The 18,393-nt window shown below is 57.1% G+C and carries 18 protein-coding genes; 3 read left to right on the plus strand and 15 right to left on the minus strand.

Features of this window, described 5'->3' with window-relative positions:
• Nucleotides 1-52: 52 nt before the first annotated feature.
• Complete coding sequence (lptD, locus tag QRD42_RS08120; RefSeq protein WP_321988591.1) at nt 53-2,404, minus strand: LPS assembly protein LptD; 2,352 nt, start codon at nt 2,402-2,404, stop codon at nt 53-55.
• A 197-nt stretch (nt 2,405-2,601) separates the two neighbouring features.
• Between lptD and djlA the strand changes: the two genes are divergently transcribed.
• The gene (gene djlA / locus QRD42_RS08125) at nt 2,602-3,414 is read left to right on the plus strand and encodes a co-chaperone DjlA (RefSeq protein WP_072570516.1); all 813 of its coding nucleotides are present in this window, start codon (nt 2,602-2,604) and stop codon (nt 3,412-3,414) included.
• Between the two features lie 41 nt (nt 3,415-3,455).
• Here the strand turns inward: djlA and hemW are convergent, their stop codons facing one another.
• Genes hemW through QRD42_RS08150 form a run of 5 tightly spaced genes read right to left on the minus strand, consistent with a single transcriptional unit; the run spans nt 3,456 to nt 6,762 of the window.
• The gene (hemW, locus tag QRD42_RS08130) at nt 3,456-4,592 is read right to left on the minus strand and encodes a radical SAM family heme chaperone HemW (RefSeq protein WP_321988592.1); all 1,137 of its coding nucleotides are present in this window, start codon (nt 4,590-4,592) and stop codon (nt 3,456-3,458) included.
• A complete protein-coding gene (locus QRD42_RS08135) occupies nt 4,585-5,178 on the minus strand; it encodes an XTP/dITP diphosphatase (protein ID WP_321988593.1) in 594 nt (197 codons plus the stop codon). Before QRD42_RS08135 ends, hemW begins: the two co-directional genes overlap by 8 nt.
• 8 nt (nt 5,179-5,186) lie before the next feature.
• A complete protein-coding gene (gene yggU, locus QRD42_RS08140) occupies nt 5,187-5,477 on the minus strand; it encodes a DUF167 family protein YggU (RefSeq protein ID WP_072570521.1) in 291 nt (96 codons plus the stop codon).
• On the minus strand, nt 5,474-6,040 hold the full coding sequence (locus QRD42_RS08145; RefSeq protein ID WP_072570523.1) for a YggT family protein: 567 nt from the start codon (nt 6,038-6,040) through the stop codon (nt 5,474-5,476). Before QRD42_RS08145 ends, yggU begins: the two co-directional genes overlap by 4 nt.
• A gap of 8 nt (nt 6,041-6,048) precedes the next feature.
• Nucleotides 6,049-6,762 (minus strand): YggS family pyridoxal phosphate-dependent enzyme, encoded by a 714-nt coding sequence (locus tag QRD42_RS08150; protein WP_321988594.1) that lies wholly within the window; start codon nt 6,760-6,762, stop codon nt 6,049-6,051.
• A gap of 16 nt (nt 6,763-6,778) precedes the next feature.
• Here QRD42_RS08150 and QRD42_RS08155 point away from each other — a divergent pair, with 16 nt between their 5' ends.
• On the plus strand, nt 6,779-7,756 hold the full coding sequence (locus QRD42_RS08155; RefSeq protein WP_321988595.1) for a type IV pilus twitching motility protein PilT: 978 nt from the start codon (nt 6,779-6,781) through the stop codon (nt 7,754-7,756).
• Nucleotides 7,757-7,759: 3 nt separating this feature from the next.
• Here the strand turns inward: QRD42_RS08155 and QRD42_RS08160 are convergent, their stop codons facing one another.
• Entirely contained in the window at nt 7,760-10,018 is a 2,259-nt protein-coding gene (locus tag QRD42_RS08160) for an FAD-dependent oxidoreductase (protein ID WP_321988596.1), read from the minus strand.
• Between the two features lie 69 nt (nt 10,019-10,087).
• On the opposite strand from QRD42_RS08160, the gene QRD42_RS08165 reads away from it, so the two are divergent.
• On the plus strand, nt 10,088-10,780 hold the full coding sequence (locus QRD42_RS08165) for an IclR family transcriptional regulator (protein WP_321988597.1): 693 nt from the start codon (nt 10,088-10,090) through the stop codon (nt 10,778-10,780).
• A 130-nt stretch (nt 10,781-10,910) separates the two neighbouring features.
• Here QRD42_RS08165 and ruvX read toward each other — a convergent pair whose 3' ends face one another.
• The 8 genes from ruvX to metK all read right to left on the minus strand — a co-directional run bounded on the left by ruvX (nt 10,911) and on the right by metK (nt 18,064).
• Nucleotides 10,911-11,327, minus strand: a complete 417-nt coding sequence (ruvX, locus tag QRD42_RS08170) for a Holliday junction resolvase RuvX (RefSeq protein ID WP_072570530.1) — start codon at nt 11,325-11,327, stop codon at nt 10,911-10,913.
• Nucleotides 11,327-11,890, minus strand: a complete 564-nt coding sequence (locus tag QRD42_RS08175; RefSeq protein ID WP_072570532.1) for a YqgE/AlgH family protein — start codon at nt 11,888-11,890, stop codon at nt 11,327-11,329. Before QRD42_RS08175 ends, ruvX begins: the two co-directional genes overlap by 1 nt.
• A 117-nt stretch (nt 11,891-12,007) precedes the next feature.
• Complete coding sequence (gene gshB / locus QRD42_RS08180; protein WP_072570533.1) at nt 12,008-12,955, minus strand: glutathione synthase; 948 nt, start codon at nt 12,953-12,955, stop codon at nt 12,008-12,010.
• Between the two features lie 12 nt (nt 12,956-12,967).
• On the minus strand, nt 12,968-13,699 hold the full coding sequence (gene rsmE, locus QRD42_RS08185) for a 16S rRNA (uracil(1498)-N(3))-methyltransferase (protein ID WP_072570535.1): 732 nt from the start codon (nt 13,697-13,699) through the stop codon (nt 12,968-12,970).
• Nucleotides 13,700-13,744: 45 nt separating this feature from the next.
• Nucleotides 13,745-14,452, minus strand: coding sequence for a deoxyribonuclease I (gene endA, locus QRD42_RS08190; protein WP_321988598.1), 708 nt, complete (start codon nt 14,450-14,452; stop codon nt 13,745-13,747).
• A gap of 84 nt (nt 14,453-14,536) precedes the next feature.
• On the minus strand, nt 14,537-15,037 hold the full coding sequence (locus tag QRD42_RS08195; RefSeq protein ID WP_318376916.1) for a SprT family zinc-dependent metalloprotease: 501 nt from the start codon (nt 15,035-15,037) through the stop codon (nt 14,537-14,539).
• A 76-nt stretch (nt 15,038-15,113) separates the two neighbouring features.
• Nucleotides 15,114-16,508, minus strand: coding sequence for a sugar porter family MFS transporter (locus tag QRD42_RS08200; RefSeq protein WP_321988599.1), 1,395 nt, complete (start codon nt 16,506-16,508; stop codon nt 15,114-15,116).
• Between the two features lie 401 nt (nt 16,509-16,909).
• Nucleotides 16,910-18,064, minus strand: coding sequence for a methionine adenosyltransferase (gene metK / locus QRD42_RS08205; protein ID WP_072570542.1), 1,155 nt, complete (start codon nt 18,062-18,064; stop codon nt 16,910-16,912).
• Nucleotides 18,065-18,393: the final 329 nt, after the last annotated feature.

Consider the following 18,393-nt stretch of genomic DNA (forward strand, 5'->3'; position numbering starts at 1 on the left):
CTTTTTCCATTTCCATTAACCGCAATGCGGATTACGTTGCAAATCAACGACATTACAAAGTAGAACGATAAGGCAGAATGTTCGAACGCAGCATCTGCTGGGTACCCAGACCGTAGTTAGAACTCAGGCCGCGCAGTTCGATGTTAAAGCCGATAACTTTATCGTACTTACTCTGGTTACTTTGTGGATCCCAGCCGTTCAGCTTACGTTCATACCCAACGCGGATAGCGTAGCAGCAGGAGTTATATTGCAGACCGACCATCTGATCCGCCGGTTTGCTGGTGTTGGTATCAAAATAGTACGCGCCGACAATCGACCAGCGGTCGACGATCGGCCAGCTTGCCGCGCCGCCTACCTGCGAGATGCCATCTTTGTATTGATCAGAGGTGACATCATAATTTGGCAGCGCCGCCTGGATATACTCCGGGCTGGCGTAGCGATAGCTCAGCTGTACCATACGGTCTTCGTCACGACGATACTCTAATGTCGCGCTGCTGGTGGCTACGTTATCAAGGCGCGTATCGTACTGCACCCCGCCGCGCAGACCCCAGCGGTCAGACATGCGCCAGTAGGTATCGCCTGCCCAGACCAGCGAACCGGTGTTGTTATCTTTTTCCCAGTTAATATTGTCATCCCCGGTACGGGACTCTGAGAAATAGTAGATTTGACCAACAGAAACGTTAAAACGTTCAACCGATTCGTCATCATAAATGCGCGATGTGATACCGGTAGTCACCTGATTAGCAGAGGCGATACGGTCAAGACCGCCGTAAGTGCGATCGCGGAACAGGCCGCTGTAGTCAGACTGCAGCAGCGACGAGTCATAGTTTTTAATGCCGCTCTGGTCACGATAAGGCACGTACAGATACTGCGCGCGCGGCTCCAGCGTCTGGGTAAAGTTTTCCGCCCAGTTCATGTCGCGCTCGAAAACCATTTTGCCGTCAACTTTAAACTGCGGCAGCACACGACTTACTGAGCTTTCAAGGCCAGCTTTGGTGGCATTGTTATAGTCGTCAATATTCGTTTGCTGGTAATGGGTCGCCATGACCTTAGCTTCGGTGTTCAGGCTGCCCCACTCGTTTGAAAGTGGCAAATTAATGGTAGGCTCAAGATGTAAACGCGTAGCCTCCGGCATAATTTCATTCGCGTTAACAAAATGCACAGCCTGAGCATAGACGCGGGTATCAAAGGGACCAACGTCATTCTGGTAAAAGTTCATATCCAGCTGCGGCTCAGCGGAATAGGAGTCGCCACTCTGGGTATCAAACACCTGGAACTGCTTGGTCGACAGCGTGGCATTGAAGTTTTCAATACCGTAGCCCACGCTGAATATCTGCGTGGCGTAACCGTCGGTGCTGGAACCGTATTTGGTGGTAAAGTCGTTGAAATAGGTTGGGTCGCTGACTTTGGTATAGTTAACGTTAAAGCGCCATACTTCATCCAGCACGCCGCCATGCTGCCAGTAGAACAACCAGCGGTGACGATCGCTCTCGGTCGGGTTCTCATCCTGATAGACTTTATCAGACGGCAGATAGTCAAACTCCACCAGACCTGCGCCCGCCTGGGTCAGGTAACGGAATTCGTTTTCCCACTGAATATTGCCACGCTTGTGAATATAGTGCGGGGTAATGGTGGCATCGAAGTTCGGCGCGATGTTCCAGTAGTACGGCAGGTAGAACTCAAAATAGTTCGTGGTGCTGTATTTGGCGTTCGGGATCAGGAAACCTGAGCGGCGTTTGTCGCCAATCGGTAACTGCAAATAGGGGCTGTAGAACACCGGCACCGGCCCGAGCTTAAAGCGCGCGTTCCAGATTTCCGCCACCTGTTCTTCCCGGTCATGGATCACTTCCGAACCCACCACGCTCCAGGTATTCGACCCCGGCAGACAGGAGGTGAAGGTACCGTTATCCAGAATGGTATAGCGGTTTTCACCGCGCTGTTTCATCAGGTCGGCAGTACCACGACCCTGACGTCCTACCATCTGATAATCGCCTTCCCAGACGTTAGTATCTTTGGTATTCAGATTCGCCCAGGCTTTCGGACCTTTCAGAATGACCTGGTTATCGTCGTAATGTACGTTACCCAGTGCGTCGACGGTGCGCACGGGATCGGCCTGGCCTTCCGCCACCTGCTGATGCAGCTGCATCTCGTCGGCCTGCAAACGGCTGTTACCCTGCTGGACATCAACCTTGCCGGTAAACACGGCATCGTCCGGGTAATTGCCTTTCGCATGGTCCGCGTTAATGGTGACGGGCAGATTGTTAGTATCCCCTGTCACCAGAGGGCGGTTATAGCTTGGTACGCCCAGCATACACTGCGAGGCAAGATCGGCCGCCTGTCCGTACTGGCTGTACAGAGCAGAGGCAATCATGGTGGCCAGAAGGGTGGGAATACGTTTATTCATACGTTGTATTTGTTGTTCCGTCATCAGTGGCTTTACGGCTTGCAAACAGTCAGAGACTAACTTACTCACCTTCGCAGCGCTAGTGTTAATCCTGCCCGTGATCGAGCCTGCTAAAGAAGGCTGTGCCTGTGCACGGCATAGAATGACGGGTATGATAATGCAAATTTTAGCCGACGGCATGACGATTTGGGGAGTATATGCAGTATTGGGGAAAAGTGATTGGTGTCGCCATCGCCTTAATGATGGGCGGGGGCTTCTGGGGCGTGCTCCTCGGGCTATTGATCGGGCATATGTTTGACAAGGCACGCAGCCGTAAAATGGCGTGGTTTGCTAATCAGCGTGAACGTCAGTCGCTCTTTTTCGCCACCACCTTTGAGGTGATGGGCCATTTAACCAAATCCAAAGGCCATGTGACGCAGGCCGATATTCAGGTGGCAACCCTGTTTATGGATCGTATGAATCTGCATGGCGACTCGCGTGCCGCCGCGCAGCAGGCGTTTCGCGTCGGTAAGGCGGATAACTATCCGCTGCGCGAAAAAATGCGTCAGTTCCGCAGCATCTGTTTTGGACGCTTCGATCTGATACGGATGTTTCTGGAAATTCAGATCCAGGCCGCTTTTGCGGACGGCTCGCTGCATCCCAACGAGCGTGAAGTGCTGTATGTGATCGCCGAAGAGCTGGGCATCTCCCGTATGCAGTTCGACCAGTTCTTACGCATGATGCAGGGCGGGGCGCACTTCGGCGATGGCTATCAGCAGCAGTCCGGCGGCGAATGGCAACAGGCGCAGCGCGGACCGACGCTGGAAGACGCCTGCAATGTGCTGGGGGTGAAACCTGACGCCGACGCCACCACCGTCAAGCGCGCTTACCGTAAGCTGATGAGCGAGCACCATCCGGACAAGCTGGTCGCCAAAGGGCTGCCGCCGGAAATGATGGAGATGGCGAAGCAAAAAGCGCAGGAGATCCAGAAAGCCTACGAGCTGATTAAAGAAGCAAAAGGATTTAAATAAGCAGGCAGTCTTTCCCTTCTCCCTCTCCCGGGGGAGAGGGGCTATTCAGCCAGAAACAGCTCCAGCAGCGAATTGAGGAACAGCTTACCCTGTTCGGTGATCTGCCAGCAGGTTGCCGACTCGGTAAGATAGCCAAGGGCAATGGCCTTATCGATTTGCGGGCGGATCACCGCTTCATCAAGCCCGGTGTAGCGCGTAAACTCCGCGCGCGGCGCCGCTTCCAGCAGGCGGAAACGGTTCATAAAGAACTCGAAAGGTTTGTCCTCTGCCGCGACATCATGCTGCTTATCAAGGTAGGTCCCCTGCATATAGCCGCGCGGATGGCGTGTTTTGGCGGTACGCAAAATCCGCCCGTCCGGGAAGGTGACTTTACCGTGCGCGCCGCAGCCAATGCCCAGATAATCGCCGAAGCGCCAGTAGTTAAGGTTATGCTGGCACTGATAGCCTGGTTTCGCGTAGGCCGAGGTTTCATACTGCACATAGCCTGCGGCGGTCAGCAGCTTGTCGCCCTGCTCAAAAATATCCCACAGCGAATCATCATCCGGCAGCACCGGCGGACGCGAGCCAAACAGCGTGCCCGGCTCAATGGTCAGCTGATACCAGGAAAGATGCGGCGGGTTCAGGGCAATCGCCTGACGCAAATCATCCAGCGCTTCTTCCAGAGACTGATCCGGCAGACCGTGCATCAGATCGAGGTTAAAACTGCGCAGCCCCAGCCCGGCGGCGAGATGCGCCGCCCGTTTTGCTTCGTCCGGCCCGTGAATACGCCCCAGACGGCGCAGCTTCTCATCGCTGAAGCTTTGCACGCCAATGGAGATACGGTTAACGCCCGCCCGCTGATACTCAACGAAGCGATCCGCTTCCACCGTGCCGGGGTTGGCTTCCATGGTAATTTCAGCGTCAGCGGCGAGGTTAAGACGCGCCCGCACGCCGTCGAGCAGGGTTTGCATCGCCGGACCGGAAAGCAGGCTCGGCGTACCGCCACCGATAAAAATAGTCTTTACTTCACGTCCCTGGGCATAGGCGGCATCGGCATCCAGATCGCACAGCAGATGCGCCACATAGTCGTCATGGGGCACTTCGCCCTTTAACGCATGGGAGTTGAAATCGCAGTACGGGCATTTCTGCACGCACCAGGGAATATGAATATAAAGACTCAGGGGTGGCAAATTAGCCATTACGCAATGCTTCCAGTAACAGTTTCAGCGCCTGTCCACGATGGGAAATAGCGCTCTTTTCTTCGCGGGTCAGTTCCGCAGCGGTTTTGCCCAGCGAAGGGACAAAGAAAATCGGATCGTAGCCAAAGCCGCCGTTTCCGGCCTGCTCGCGGGTGATGACCCCCTGCCAGCTGCCGTGGCATACCCGCGGTGTCGGATCGTCAGCGTGGCGCATATACACCAGCACACAGTGGAACTGCGCCTGACGTTTATCGTCCGGCACGTCCTGTAATTCTTCGAGCAGTTTTTCGAGATTCTGCTGATCGCTGGCATCAACGCCGGAGAAACGCGCGGAGTAGATCCCCGGCGCGCCGCCCAGCACGTCGACCGCCAGACCGGAGTCATCGGCCAGCGCCGGTAAACCCGTTACTTTCGCCGCATGGCGTGCTTTGATGATCGCATTTTCGATAAAGGTCAGGCCGGTCTCTTCCACGGAATCGACGCCCAGTTCCGTTTGCGCCACCACGTCGAGGCCGAAATCATTCAACAGCGAGGCAAGCTCGCGCACTTTACCGGCGTTACCGGTAGCGAGGACAACTTTTTGCATAGCGGATCCTAATTCAGTAATGCCGCGACGTCAGTCGGGATAGTTTGCGGATGAATAATTTTAACCTGCTTATGGCGGCCCAGTTCGCCTTTTTCAATCACCACCTGGCTTTTGGCGACGCGGAACTGCTTAGCGAGATATTTTACCAGATGCGCATTGGCCTGGCCGTCCACCGGTGGGGCGGTGATGGCGACTTTTACTTCGTCGCCATGCAGCCCGACAATCGCATCCCGGCTGGCTTTCGGCTGAATATACAGCCGTAAAACCAGCCCGTCTTCACAGGCGCAGACTGCACTCACAGCGCCATCCACAGCCCTGGCAGCAGCATATCGCCGGTAGACTGCAACAACTCTGCAATACCCATATTGAGCACGTACAGCAGCAGCACGAGGATCATCGGCGAGAAATCAATACCGCCCATCGACGGCAGCAGGCGGCGGATTGGGCGTAACAGCGGATCGGTCAGCTGCATCAGCACGAACTCTACCGGGCTGCGGCCCTGGCTTACCCAGCTCATGATCGCCATCGCCAGCAGCACCCAGAAAATCAGCAGGCCAATGGTTTTAAGCAGGATCAGTACGGCGGCGATCCAGATGATCGGCTGGAAGGTCACCACCATAAACAGCACGATGGCTTTCAGCACGCACAGCAGAAACGCAACCAGCAGCGAGGCGCTGTCAATCGGCCCCATCGCCGGGATCACCCGACGCAGCGGCCCCACCACCGGCTGGGTCACTTTAACGATAAACTGCGACAGTGGATTGTAAAAATCCACGCGGGCACACTGCATCCAGATGCGCAGCAACAGGATCATCGTATAGAGTTCAATGACCGTCGAGAGCAGGAAAGTCAACGTCTTCATGGCGTTCCTCAGTTTTCCTTATTTTTTGTGTAATCGCGCGCACCAAAGATAGCGGTTCCGATGCGCACCATAGTGCTGCCTGCCGCAATGGCGGCGTCCATATCGTCCGACATTCCCAGCGAAAGGGTGTCGACGGTGGGATAACGCGCTTTGAGCGCGTCAAATGCTACAGCCATTTGCCGTGCCACCGCAAACTGCCTTTCATAATCTGACACAGGCGCAGGGATCGCCATCAGCCCGCGCAGGCGCACGCCGGGCAATTCCGCCACCTGCGCCGCCAGCGCATCCAGCTCGCTCAGGGCAATGCCGGACTTGCTCGCTTCGTCACTAATGTTTATCTGGATCAGGATGTTAAGCGGCGCGAGGGTCGCCGGACGTTGCTCGCTCAGACGGCTGGCGATACGCAGACGATCCACGGTATGACACCAGTCAAAATGCTCCGCCACCAGACGGCTTTTGTTGGACTGCAACGGGCCGATAAAGTGCCACTCCAGCCCGGCGACGCCCGTCTCCTGAAAGTGGCGGATCTTGTCGACGCCTTCCTGAACGTAATTTTCGCCAAACGCGCGCTGACCCGCAGCGACCGCATCTGCGACGGCGCTCGCAGGTTTTGTTTTGCTCACTGCAAGCAGCGTAACTTCTTCTGAAGCACGGCCGCAACGCGTTGCCGCCGCTGAGATTTTATCCCGAACCTGTGCCAGGTTATGCGCTATATCGTTCATGTTTCCAGGAGGCTTTATGGATATGGAAGAGATCGTGGCCCTTAGTGTAAAGCATAACGTCTCGGATCTACACCTGTGCAGTGACGGGCCGCCGCGCTGGCGACGACAGGGCAGGCTGGAGGCCGCGCCTTTTCCGCCGCCGGATCCCGACGCCCTGTTACAGGCCACGCTCGATGAGCAGCAGCGTGACGAGTGGCGCACCCGGCGTCAGGTGGATTTCGCCCTTTCGCTCAATCACCATCGCCTGCGTGCCAGCGCCTTTCGCCACCATCGCGGCATCTCGCTGGCGTTGCGCCTGTTGCCGGATCGTTGCCCGACGCTGGCAGCGCTGGAGACACCGCCGCTTCTGAACACGTTGCTGGCACGGGAAAATGGTCTGATCCTGGTGACCGGGGCGACCGGCAGCGGCAAATCCACCACGCTTGCGGCAATGGTCGACGCGCTTAATCACTCGCTGCATGGCCATATTCTGACGCTGGAGGATCCGGTGGAGTTTGTGCACCAGAGCGCGCAATGCCTGATCCAGCAGCGGGAAATTGGCCCGCACTGCGCCTCGTTTGCCGACGGCTTACGGGCGGCGCTGCGGGAAGATCCCGATGTGATTTTGCTCGGCGAGCTGCGCGATAGTGAAACCATCCGGCTGGCGCTGACGGCGGCGGAGACCGGCCATCTGGTGCTGGCAACCCTGCATACCCGTGGCGCGGCGCAGGCGATAGAGCGGCTGGTGGACACCTTTCCGGCGCAGGAAAAAGATCCGGTACGCAGCCAGCTGGCGGGCAGTTTACAGGCGGTACTGGCGCAAAAGCTGGAGGCTGACAGGCAGGGGGGCAGGGTGGCGCTGTTTGAACTGCTGGTGAACACCCCGGCGGTGGCGAATCTTATTCGCGAGGGGAAAACCCACCAGTTGCCCGGCATGATGCAGACCGGGCAGCAGGCAGGCATGCTGACCTTTGCCCAAAGCCACCAGCAGCGGGTGGCGCAGGGCAGGCTTTAAAGATCAGCGCACGTTCAGGGAGTAAACGGCGGGCAGCGCCCCGGCGGTGGCGACGATCTCCAGACGGATGCGCGTGGCGGTTTGCGGCGTCTCAAAATGGTGTTCACAGACGGAGCGGTGATTGTTGCGCACCTCGGCAAGCAACCGCTCATCGGCCCACAGACGATAATGGGTGATGCAGTGCGGCGTCACGGCCTGATGATGGCCCATCTGTACCGTCTCCATAGCGTTATCAAAGTCATGATCCTGCACCAGCGTCAGATGCCGGAAAGTATGCGGCGCGGGCCACTGCCAGGTCACCTGGGGCGCAGGATCCTGCGCGTCGGGCACCCAGCCGTTGCTGTACTGTTCCGGGCGCAGCCGCCCGTTAAGCAGGTTATCCGGGCTGAAACAGCGCAGCGGCGGATCCAGTCGCAGGGCGGGCATCACCTGATGTGGACGGCGGCGCGGTAGCCAGAAGTCGAACTCATCGACACCGTAATCGCCGTCGGCGACCTGGCGGGTTTGCTTCGCGACGCGGGCATTCAGGCTGTTAAAGACCGTCATTATGCCCGGCAGTGCCGTGTCGGTGAGCGCGATCTCCACGTCATCCTGCGCGTCAAAGGCGACGAAAACATACTGATCGCGATCGCTCTGCCAGCGGAAGGCGCAGCAATGCTCGCCTTCACCAGCGACATGCAGCACGCACTGGTCATAATGCAGTTCCGGCGTAAAGTTGCCGGAGCGGGCGCTGCCCATCAGCGTTACGTTCACCGTCCGGCGCTGACCGGCGCGCAGGGTAAAGGTGAGTTCCGGCAGCGACGCCCCGGCTTTGATCGGCAGCAGCAGCGCCATGCTGGCGGAGAGCGACTGCCAGGCGCCGTTGGACGGCAGCTGGCTGAGCGGGTATTCACTGCTGGCGCTCACGCTGGCGCCTGCCGCCGGGTCGATCAACTGCTGGCGCGGGATATAACAGCCGGTGGCCTGCAAATGCTGCTGGAGCGCGCCAATGTTTTCACGATCAGCGAGCTGGCGCGGAGTAAATCCCTGCTGGTGGCACAGCGCGGCGGCGCGGCCCACCACTTCGCCCAGCAAGCCGCAGGTGCACATCACCCGCGCACTGCCAAAGGCGACGTGGGTGGCGGAGATCAGGCGCCCGGTTAAGAACAGGTTATCCAGCGAGCGACTGTAAAGGCTGCGATAAGGAATGGTATAGGTGCCTTTACTGTGAAATTGTCGGCAGCCGTCGTGAGTGCTGTACACCCCGTCAGCCGGATGCAAATCAATCGACCAGCCGCCGTAGGCCACGGCGTCGTAGTGGTCACGCTGCTCAATAATGTCATGCTGGCACAGCAGATGGTCGCCCACAAACCGGCGGCTCTCGCGCTTGCCGGGGATCGCGCCCACCCATTCAATGGTCATGTTGGCCGCTTCCGGGAACTGGCCGGAGTTTTTAATATGATCCCAGACGCCCCAGACGATTTTCCACAGTTCCCATTTGATGGCTTCGCTTTCGTGCACGGTGTCGAGCCGTCCGCCCCATTCCAGCCACCACAGATCGCAGCCGTTCAGCGTCGAGGTCAGCCGCTTATAGCGCGGGATAGCGGTAATATCAGGCAGCGCGAAAGATGGCGGAACAAACTGCACCGGGCCGTCAGTTTGTTTGGTATAGAAATAGATCGAGTGTCCGAGTTTATGGCCAAAGTTGTCGCCGGGGGCCATTTTTTCACCCAGCTCCGCCATCTCTTCCGCGCCTTCGCGGTACTCCGCGCCCGCCAGATAGCCGAGCACGCCATCACCGGTGGCATCGCAAAACTGGCTGGCGGCGACCTCATAAAAGGTCTCGTTGATCGGGTTAAAGGCTTTGACCTGATGAATACACTGCTGATACGCCTCCACTTCAAACACCGCAGTATTAAGCAGCGGCGTCAGCCCCGGCTGGCTTTTCGCCAGATCCAGCAGCACCAGGTCGAACATCACCGGGTTGCCCTCTTTGTTGCACCAGAGGTTTTCTTCGAGGATCTCGCCCATGATGCCGCCTTCCCGCGACCAGCGGTTATTGTTGCCCATATGCGAGGTCGCGCCGTTAGCCCACAGCCGTACTTCGCTGGAGGCATTACCTCCCAGCACCGGCCTGTCCTGGATCAGCACCACCTGCAAGCCGTCGCGCGCGGCGGCCAGCGCCGCGCAGAGTCCGGCAAGCCCGCCGCCGGCCACCAGCAGGTCGGTTTTCAGCTGCACCGTAGGGAAGGTTCTCGCATCGCGCTGGGGAAAGATTTTCATTATCTTGTTTCCTTCTGTACTGGCGGTAAAATCGACGTTCAGAACGCAAAAATGGAATGGGGGCCGCTCATGTCGTCTCAACCGAATCAAAGCCTGATTGACGGCATTCGCTGTCTGCAATACCTCGTCTCCAGCGGCCGGGCCATCGGTTGTCGCGAACTGGCGCGTCTGATGGGTATCAATACCACCCGCGTTAACCGTCTGCTGATGACCATGGCGTCCATTGGCCTGACGATGCAGGACGAACAGCGGCGTTATCTCCCCGGTCCCGGCATCCACGCGCTGGCGGCGCAGGCCATCCGTGGTTCAGCGCTCTTTTCCCAGGCGCTGCCGTTGCTGGAGCGCCATGCCCCGAAAGACATCGTGGTGGCGCTGGGCGTGCTCTGGGAGGATCAGGTGATTTATATCTATCACTCCAGTCCCGACAGACAGGGCAGCCAGGCGCTGGCGGGTTTTCATATGCTGCCCGCCTGGCAATCGGTCATCGGCATGTCGCTGCTGGCGGCGGAAAGCGACGAGGCGCTGATTGCGCGTTTTTCCCCGGAACAGTGGCAGCAGCTCGGTCCCCATGTGGCGCAACAGCGCGCGCACGGACGCGTGATCTGGCATCACGATGACGGCGAAGTCTCAATGGCCCGCCCGCTCGGTTTTCACTCGGCGGCGCTGGCGTTTGCCGGGATGTGGCAGCCTGACGACAAACAAGTTACCGCCCGGCTGGACGCGCTAAACCAGCTCTGTATCCAGCTAACGCAAAAAGAGTGAGCGCCAAATCGGGCTACACTGTTTCTTTTATAGATACACTATCGGAAATGCAAAAAGCAGGGCCGTAAAGTGTGAGGACGATCGAGGGAATCGTCCCCGACAGCGCTCATGCGTGACGGGGAAGGGGGGATCAAAGATGTTGTTCGAAATAGCTTTCGAGGATGATCACCGCCGAAGCAGAATCGACGTTGCCTTTGGTGAGCGAGCGAAAGCCGCCGTGTTCAAACAGCCCTGAACGGGCTTCCACGGTGCTCAGACGCTCATCGTGTAACTGGATCTTCACGCCGAAACGGCCGTGGATCTTATTGGCAAAGTTGCGCGCGCGGGCGGTCAGCGGCTGTTCGGTGCCGTCCATATTTAACGGCAGGCCCACCACCACTGCATCCGGCTGCCACTCTTTGAGCAGCTTTTCAATCAGCTTCCAGTCCGGCGTGCCGTCCTGCGCTTTGATGGCAGTCAGTGGCCGGGCGGTGCCGGTGATACGCTGGCCGATGGCCACGCCGATGCTTTTGGTACCGAAATCAAACGCCAGTAAAGTGCCGCTCATCAGGCATGCCCCGCCACGCCAGGCATGGTTGAAATATCAATGCCGATAAGTTTTGCCGCCTCGCGCCAGCGGTCGGCAATCGGCGTTTTAAAGAGGATATTCTGATCGGCCGGGGCGGTCAGCCAGGCGTTGTCGAGGATCTCCTGCTCCAGCTGGCCTTTCTCCCAGGAGGCGTAGCCCAGCGCCACCAGCACGTCCGTCGGCTGGTCATCGGTGCCTAAGGTTTCCAGCACGTCCCGGGAGGTGGTGATCACCGTGTTATCGGAAATGCGGATGCTGGAGGCGAATTTGGCGGGCGGCGTATGCAGAATAAAGCCGCGATCTTCCGCCAGCGGGCCGCCGAGGAATACTGGTTTATCCAGGCGGATCGCCGGGTTGCGCGATTCAGGCTGAATTTTAAGTTTCTCAAGCACACCCTCAACCTTGAGGTTTTCCAGCGGCTTATTGATGATGATCCCCATCGCACCTTCATCGTTGTACTCGCAAATGTAGACAACAGCACGACGGAAGATGGGATCCTGGAGAGCAGGCATGGCAATCAGAAAGTGATGCTGTAAATTCATTGTCAAGGTTCTGTTTCCGGTTCAAAAAAGCAGCAAGCGTCCAGTATGCGGGGAAAGCAGCGTGCTGTCACTAGTCAGACACTGGCGGGTTCCCTCCCGCCGGATCGTCAGAGCGGATTACTGACCAAGACGCTTTTCGATGGCGTCCATCAGCATCCCGGTGATGGAGATCGGGAAGACGGCTTCGATTTCACGAATGCAGGTCGGGCTGGTGACGTTGATTTCGGTCAGACGGTCACCAATGATGTCGAGACCAACAAAAATCAGCCCTTTGGCTTTCAGCGTCGGGGCGACGCGGCGGGCGATATCCCAGTCGCTGTCGCTGAGCGGACGCGGTTCGCCACGGCCACCGGCGGCCAGATTGCCACGGGTTTCGCCGCCCTGCGGAATACGCGCCAGGCAGTAAGGCACAGGTTCGCCATCCACTACCAGCACGCGCTTGTCGCCGTCTTTGATGGCGGGCAGATAGTTTTGCGCCATGCAGTAGCGGCTGCCCAGCTCAGTCAGGGTTTCAGCGATCACCGGCAGGTTAGGATCGCCCTCTTTCACGCGAAAAATCGAAGTGCCGCCCATGCCATCCAGCGGTTTTAAAATGATGTCGTGATGCTTTTCCCAGAACGCTTTCAGCTGCGCCTTGTTGCGGGTGACCAGGGTTTCCGGGGTCAGATCGGCAAACCAGGCGGTGAACAGCTTCTCGTTACAGTCGCGCAGGCTCTGCGGCTTATTGACGATCAGCGTGCCTTTCTCTTCGGCGCGTTCAAGGATATAAGTGGCGTAAATAAATTCGGTGTCGAACGGCGGATCTTTACGCATCAGCACGACGTTAAGCGAGGCGAGGTCAATATCCTGCTCGCTGCCGAATTCGTACCATTTATCGTAGTTTTGCTCGACGGAGAGCAGACGCGTGCGGGCGCGGGCTTCACCGTTAGTCAGGTAAAGATCGGCCATTTCCATATAGTGCAGCTCGTAGCCGCGACGTTGCGCTTCCAGCAGCATAGCGAAGCTGGAATCTTTCTTGATGTTAATGTCTGCGATGGGATCCATCACGATGCCGAGCTTAATCATTCTTTTTCTCCGTTACCCCAAATCGCCGAAGCGTACTTGCAGTGCAGTAATTGCGGTGAGCGCGGTCGTTTCAGTGCGCAAAACACGTGGACCCAACAGAATATCAGTAAACTGATAGCGTGCGGTCATGGCGATTTCATCGGCAGATAAACCGCCTTCCGGGCCGATCAGCAGGCGAATACGGCTCACCGGCAACGGCAGTGTGTTGATGCTGGCGCTGGCGCGCGGATGCAAATTCAGCTTGATGCCGTCGTCAGGCTCGGCGCACCAGGCTTCCAGATCCATCGCCGGACGGATTTCCGGGACCACATTGCGACCACACTGTTCACAGGCAGCGATGGCGATTTTCTGCCACTGCTGGATCTTCTTGTTCAGGCGTTCAGCATCCAGTTTAACGCCGCAGCGCTCAGAAAAAAGTGGCGTAATGAGGCTTACCCCCAGTTCGATCGATTTCTGGATGGTGAATTCCATTTTTTCGCCGCGGGACATCACCTGGCCCAGATGAATATGCAGCGGCGATTCACGATCGTCGGTTTCCCCGGACAGAACGCTGACCTCGACGCTTTTTTTATCCGCGCGGAGGATTTCGGCGTCAAAAACCTGATTGCTGCCGTCAAACAACTGCACCTGCTGACCAGCGGTCATACGCAGTACGCGCCCCACATGGTTGGCGGCGTCATCGTTCAGCGCCACCTGCTGACCGACAGTTAAAGATCCCGGGTGATAAATGCGGGGTTTACGCATGCTAGTACTTCCGTTTAATCGCTCAATAATACGCGCCAGTTTAAGTTAGCTCTTTTGTGCCTGACAAGCGCGCAGCACGTAAGGGTTGTGATGCCCCTGCACGGCGGCGATACGGCGGTCGCGCTCACACTCCCAGCTGGTCACCGGATAGAGTTTATCCCACGCGGTGAAAAGCTGCGTCTGCTGACGGGACAAAGAGAGCTGATACTGGTCACGCATGTAGAAATACGTACGCGCGATAGCGCCTCTGGCGCGGGCAGGCGGCTCCGCCAGCTTCGCTTTGAAATCGACTTTCATCGGGCACTGACCGTACTGGCCTTCGCCGCCGTTCCACTGGCTGTACATGAAGTTGCCGCGATCGCCGTTCACTTCGCCGACGGAAGGTTGCAGGTTATGCATATCGCTTTCCATCTGGCGATAGACCGGATCTTTGCTGCAATTTTTGCGGCCGCCGTCCTGCCAGCACTGGCGCTGATGGCCGAACTGCCAGGCGGGCACCACATGCTCCCATTCGATACGGCTGGCGCGGTTTTCGTTTTTACGCACTTTATAGCCGCAGGACGCCAGATCGACGACGCCTTTTTTACCCTGCCAGGTAATTTTGCAGCCGCAGTAAAAATCGCCGGGCGCATCGGCGTTCACTTTGACGCTGGCCGCTTTCGCCTGCGAGAAATTGTTGATACTCCCGGCAATACCGGGAAAGGAAAGGCTGCCAGCCAGTAAAAGGGCAGCAAAAGCAAGTTTGCGGGACATAGCCTGCTCCATATCTGAGTGTGTCCGCACCCTAGCGAAAGCGGTTGTCAGATGCAATCAGTCAGAGCATAAAAGTTCCGAAAATCAGGCCTCCGCCACCAGCGGCTCGCCGCAGTGCACGCAGCGATACACGGCTTCGCCGCGCAGGATCTTGTTGTGGCGGCGCACCGTCAGCTGATGCTGCTGGCAGGGGCAACGGTAAGGGAAGGTATTGCGGCGTACGGACGCCAGCTCAAATTGATGAGTGCGGCGCGCCGGAACGCCAAGCACGCTTTCCATCATCCATTTCCACTCTTTACCGTGCGGCGGCACGCGTCCAAAGTGCTTCCACACCAGCAGATGCGCCAGTTCATGGGGTACCACCTCATCAATAAAAGCCTGCTGATTTTCCATCAGCAGCACGGCATTCAGGCGGATCTCATAGCTTTCCAGCCACGCAGTACCGGCGGCGGTTCCCCGTTGCTGATACACCAGCGCAGGCTCCGGATAGGCGCGGTTGAGTTTCTGATTCGCGAGGGCGAGGTTGTCGCGCAGGCTGCGCATAACGGCCTGTTGGATGGCGATGGGGAGGCGGGTGGTTTTCATAACGGCAGAGAATAGTGCGGTGAAAAAAGAAGTGCAAGAAGGGCGTTGCCGGGTGGCAACGCCCTGAGGCGAACAATCAGTCGTGAGAGCCAATCTCGCGGAGTTTGCGGCCTTTCATCAGGTTACGCTCGATATGCTCCAGCGACACATGCTTGGTTTCCGGCACCAGCCAGAGGGTCAGCACGATGAAGAACAGGTTCAGGCCCGCGTATACCCAGAAGGTGTTGGCGTTGCCCAGCGTGTTGAGCATGGTCAGGAAGGTCGCACCGACGATCATGTTGGCGATCCAGTTGGTGGCGGTAGAGCAGGTGATACCGAAATCGCGGCCTTTCAACGGCTGGATCTCAGAACACAGTACCCAGATCAGCGGGCCAGCACTCATCGCAAAACCAACGATGAACATCAGCAGCATACCGACAGCCACATACTGTTCGGTCGGGGTATCAATACCCACATGCATCATGGTACCCAGTACGCCCATGCCGACCGCCATCACCAGGAAGCCCAGCGTCAGCGTCGGTTTACGGCCCCAGCGATCCACCAGACCGATGGCGATAAAGGTCGCCAGCACGTTGGTCACACCCACAATAACGGTGCCCCACATCTGCTCGGTAGTGTTGGAGTAACCCGCCAGTTCAAAGATTTTCGGCGCGTAATACATGATCACGTTCATACCGGTGAACTGTTGCATCACCTGTAACAGAATGCCGAGGAATACGGCGCGGCGGAAGTTGCTGTTCTCTTTAAACAGCGCCCAGCCGCTCTGCTTAACCTGCAGGCTTTCACGGATCTCATCCAGTTCGTTTTTCGCTTCGGCGCTGGTGTCGCGCAGACGCAGCAGCACRCGCTCGGCATCATGGAAGCGGCGTTTAGCGGCGTACCAGCGCGGGCTGTCCGGCAGGAAAAACACGCCAATCAGCAGCAGAATAGCCGGGATGATGATCACGCCCAGCATCCAGCGCCATGCGCCGCTGTAGCTGAACGCGGTGTCAGAAAGATAGGCACCGAGAATACCTATGGTGATCATCAGCTGGTACATGGAAATCATGCTGCCGCGAATTTTTTCCGGCGCGATTTCAGACAGATACAGCGGGGCGGTATAAGAGGCCACGCCGACCGCAAGGCCGAGCAGCACACGCGAGAGGATCAGTACTTCGACGTTTGGCGCGGCGGCTGAGAACAGCGAACCGATCACAAACAGCACCGCACCGATCATCAGGCTCTTTTTACGCCCGAGACGGAAAGACAGCCAGCCGCTACCCACAGCGCCCACGGCGGCACCGAACATCATGGAACTCACCACCCATTCCTGCGTGTGCGGGCTAATTTTAAACTCATCGGTAATGAAGGGCAGGGCCCCTGCGATCACACCAATATCAAGGCCAAACAGCAGTCCGGCCAGTGCGGCGAGGAAACAGACAAAAAACGTCATTGCCTTGTTAGAACGCCCCTTTTTTTTATTATCAGGCATATCGCCTCCGGTTAAGTCACACATTTATCGACGTAAAGGTTAGGTGAGCAAGCTATTGTTTTGTGTGATGTAAATCACGCTAGTGTAATCGGTTACACCCCGCCTGCAAGACTCATTGTTAAATTAATTAAATTTATCAATAGATTATTATAGTTTTGCAAATCTCATGTGAAAGTACATTCAGATTAAACCGAAGCATGATGTAACAGGAGGTTAAAAATGGCTGAAAAAGCGCAACAGGGCAGGGGATGGCAGGTCAACGGTGATGTAATCGCTTTCAGAAAAAGATGAAATGGGGCACATAAAGTATAGACCGCTCGGCAGGCGGATGGGCCAGGAAAAAGCGTAAAAAAGCAAAAGGCCAGCACAGGGCTGGCCTTTATTACGCGACTGTCAGCAGATTATTTCAGGCCGGCAGCGTCACGCAGCACGGCGGCTTTGTCGGTTTTTTCCCATGGGAAATGTTCACGACCAAAGTGACCGTATGCCGCGGTTTCTTTGTAGATCGGGTGCAGCAGATCCAGCATCTGGATCAGGCCGTACGGACGCAGATCGAAGAACTCGCGCACCAGCAGGGTCAGCTGTTCGGTAGCGATTTTCTCGGTGCCGAAGGTTTCCACCATGATGGAAGTCGGTTCAGCCACGCCAATCGCGTAGGAGACCTGGATTTCACAGCGATCCGCCAGACCCGCCGCCACGATGTTTTTCGCAACGTAACGCGCCGCGTAGGCCGCAGAGCGGTCCACTTTCGATGGATCTTTACCGGAGAAAGCGCCGCCGCCGTGACGCGCCATGCCGCCGTAGGTATCAACGATGATCTTACGACCGGTCAGGCCGCAGTCGCCCATCGGGCCGCCGATAACGAAACGGCCGGTCGGGTTGATGAAGAATTTAGTGGATTCGTTCAGCCACTCCTGTGGCAGAACCGGCTTGATGATCTCTTCCATCACGCCTTCCTGCAGGGCTTTCTGATCGATATCTTCAGCATGCTGCGTGGAAAGCACCACGGCATCGATACCGACAATTTTGCCGTTGTCGTACTGGAAGGTCACCTGGCTTTTCGCGTCAGGACGCAGCCACGGCAGGGTGCCGTTTTTACGCACTTCTGCCTGACGCTGCACCAGACGGTGAGCGTAGGTGATTGGCGCTGGCATCAGCACGTCGGTTTCGTTGGTCGCGTAACCAAACATCAGGCCCTGGTCGCCAGCGCCCTGTTCCAGCGGATCGGCACGGTCAACGCCCTGGTTGATGTCCGGAGACTGTTTACCAATCGCGCTCAGCACGGCGCAGGAGTTGGCGTCAAACCCCATATCAGAATGGACATAACCGATGTCACGCACGGTTTTACGGGTGATTTCTTCGATGTCGACCCATGCACTGGTGGTGATTTCGCCACCCACCAGAACCATCCCGGTTTTCACATAAGTTTCGCAGGCGACGCGCGCTTTCGGATCCTGTTCGAGGATCGCGTCCAGTACGGCATCGGAAATCTGGTCAGCGATTTTATCAGGATGTCCTTCTGAGACAGACTCTGATGTAAAAAGGTGTTTTGCCATGTTCTAAGTCACCCTGGGGTAATGGTATAAGCTCAAACTCTGTGCCGGGGCCGTCGATGCGGCATGCAGGTTAATGACACAGGAAGTCTAAGTGTTAATCTGTATAGATGGATTAACATCTGGACGGCTATTTTAGGTCAATTCTTGAGCCCATTTCCAGCCTTTTTTGAGATTCGTCGCATTCTTGATGGCAGCCCAACGGCGAATTTTACTTATATGCCTGCAAAGCCTGCTTTTTTATTTTGCTTTTTGCCCCCTTTGACGGTATAAAACGCCGCACGCGGCTTATCCCTTGCGGCGCTTTGCGCCAGGGTATAAAAAAGCGCACG

The organism is Enterobacter sp. PGRG2 (genome assembly GCF_030291195.1).
Lineage (GTDB): Bacteria > Pseudomonadota > Gammaproteobacteria > Enterobacterales > Enterobacteriaceae > Enterobacter_D.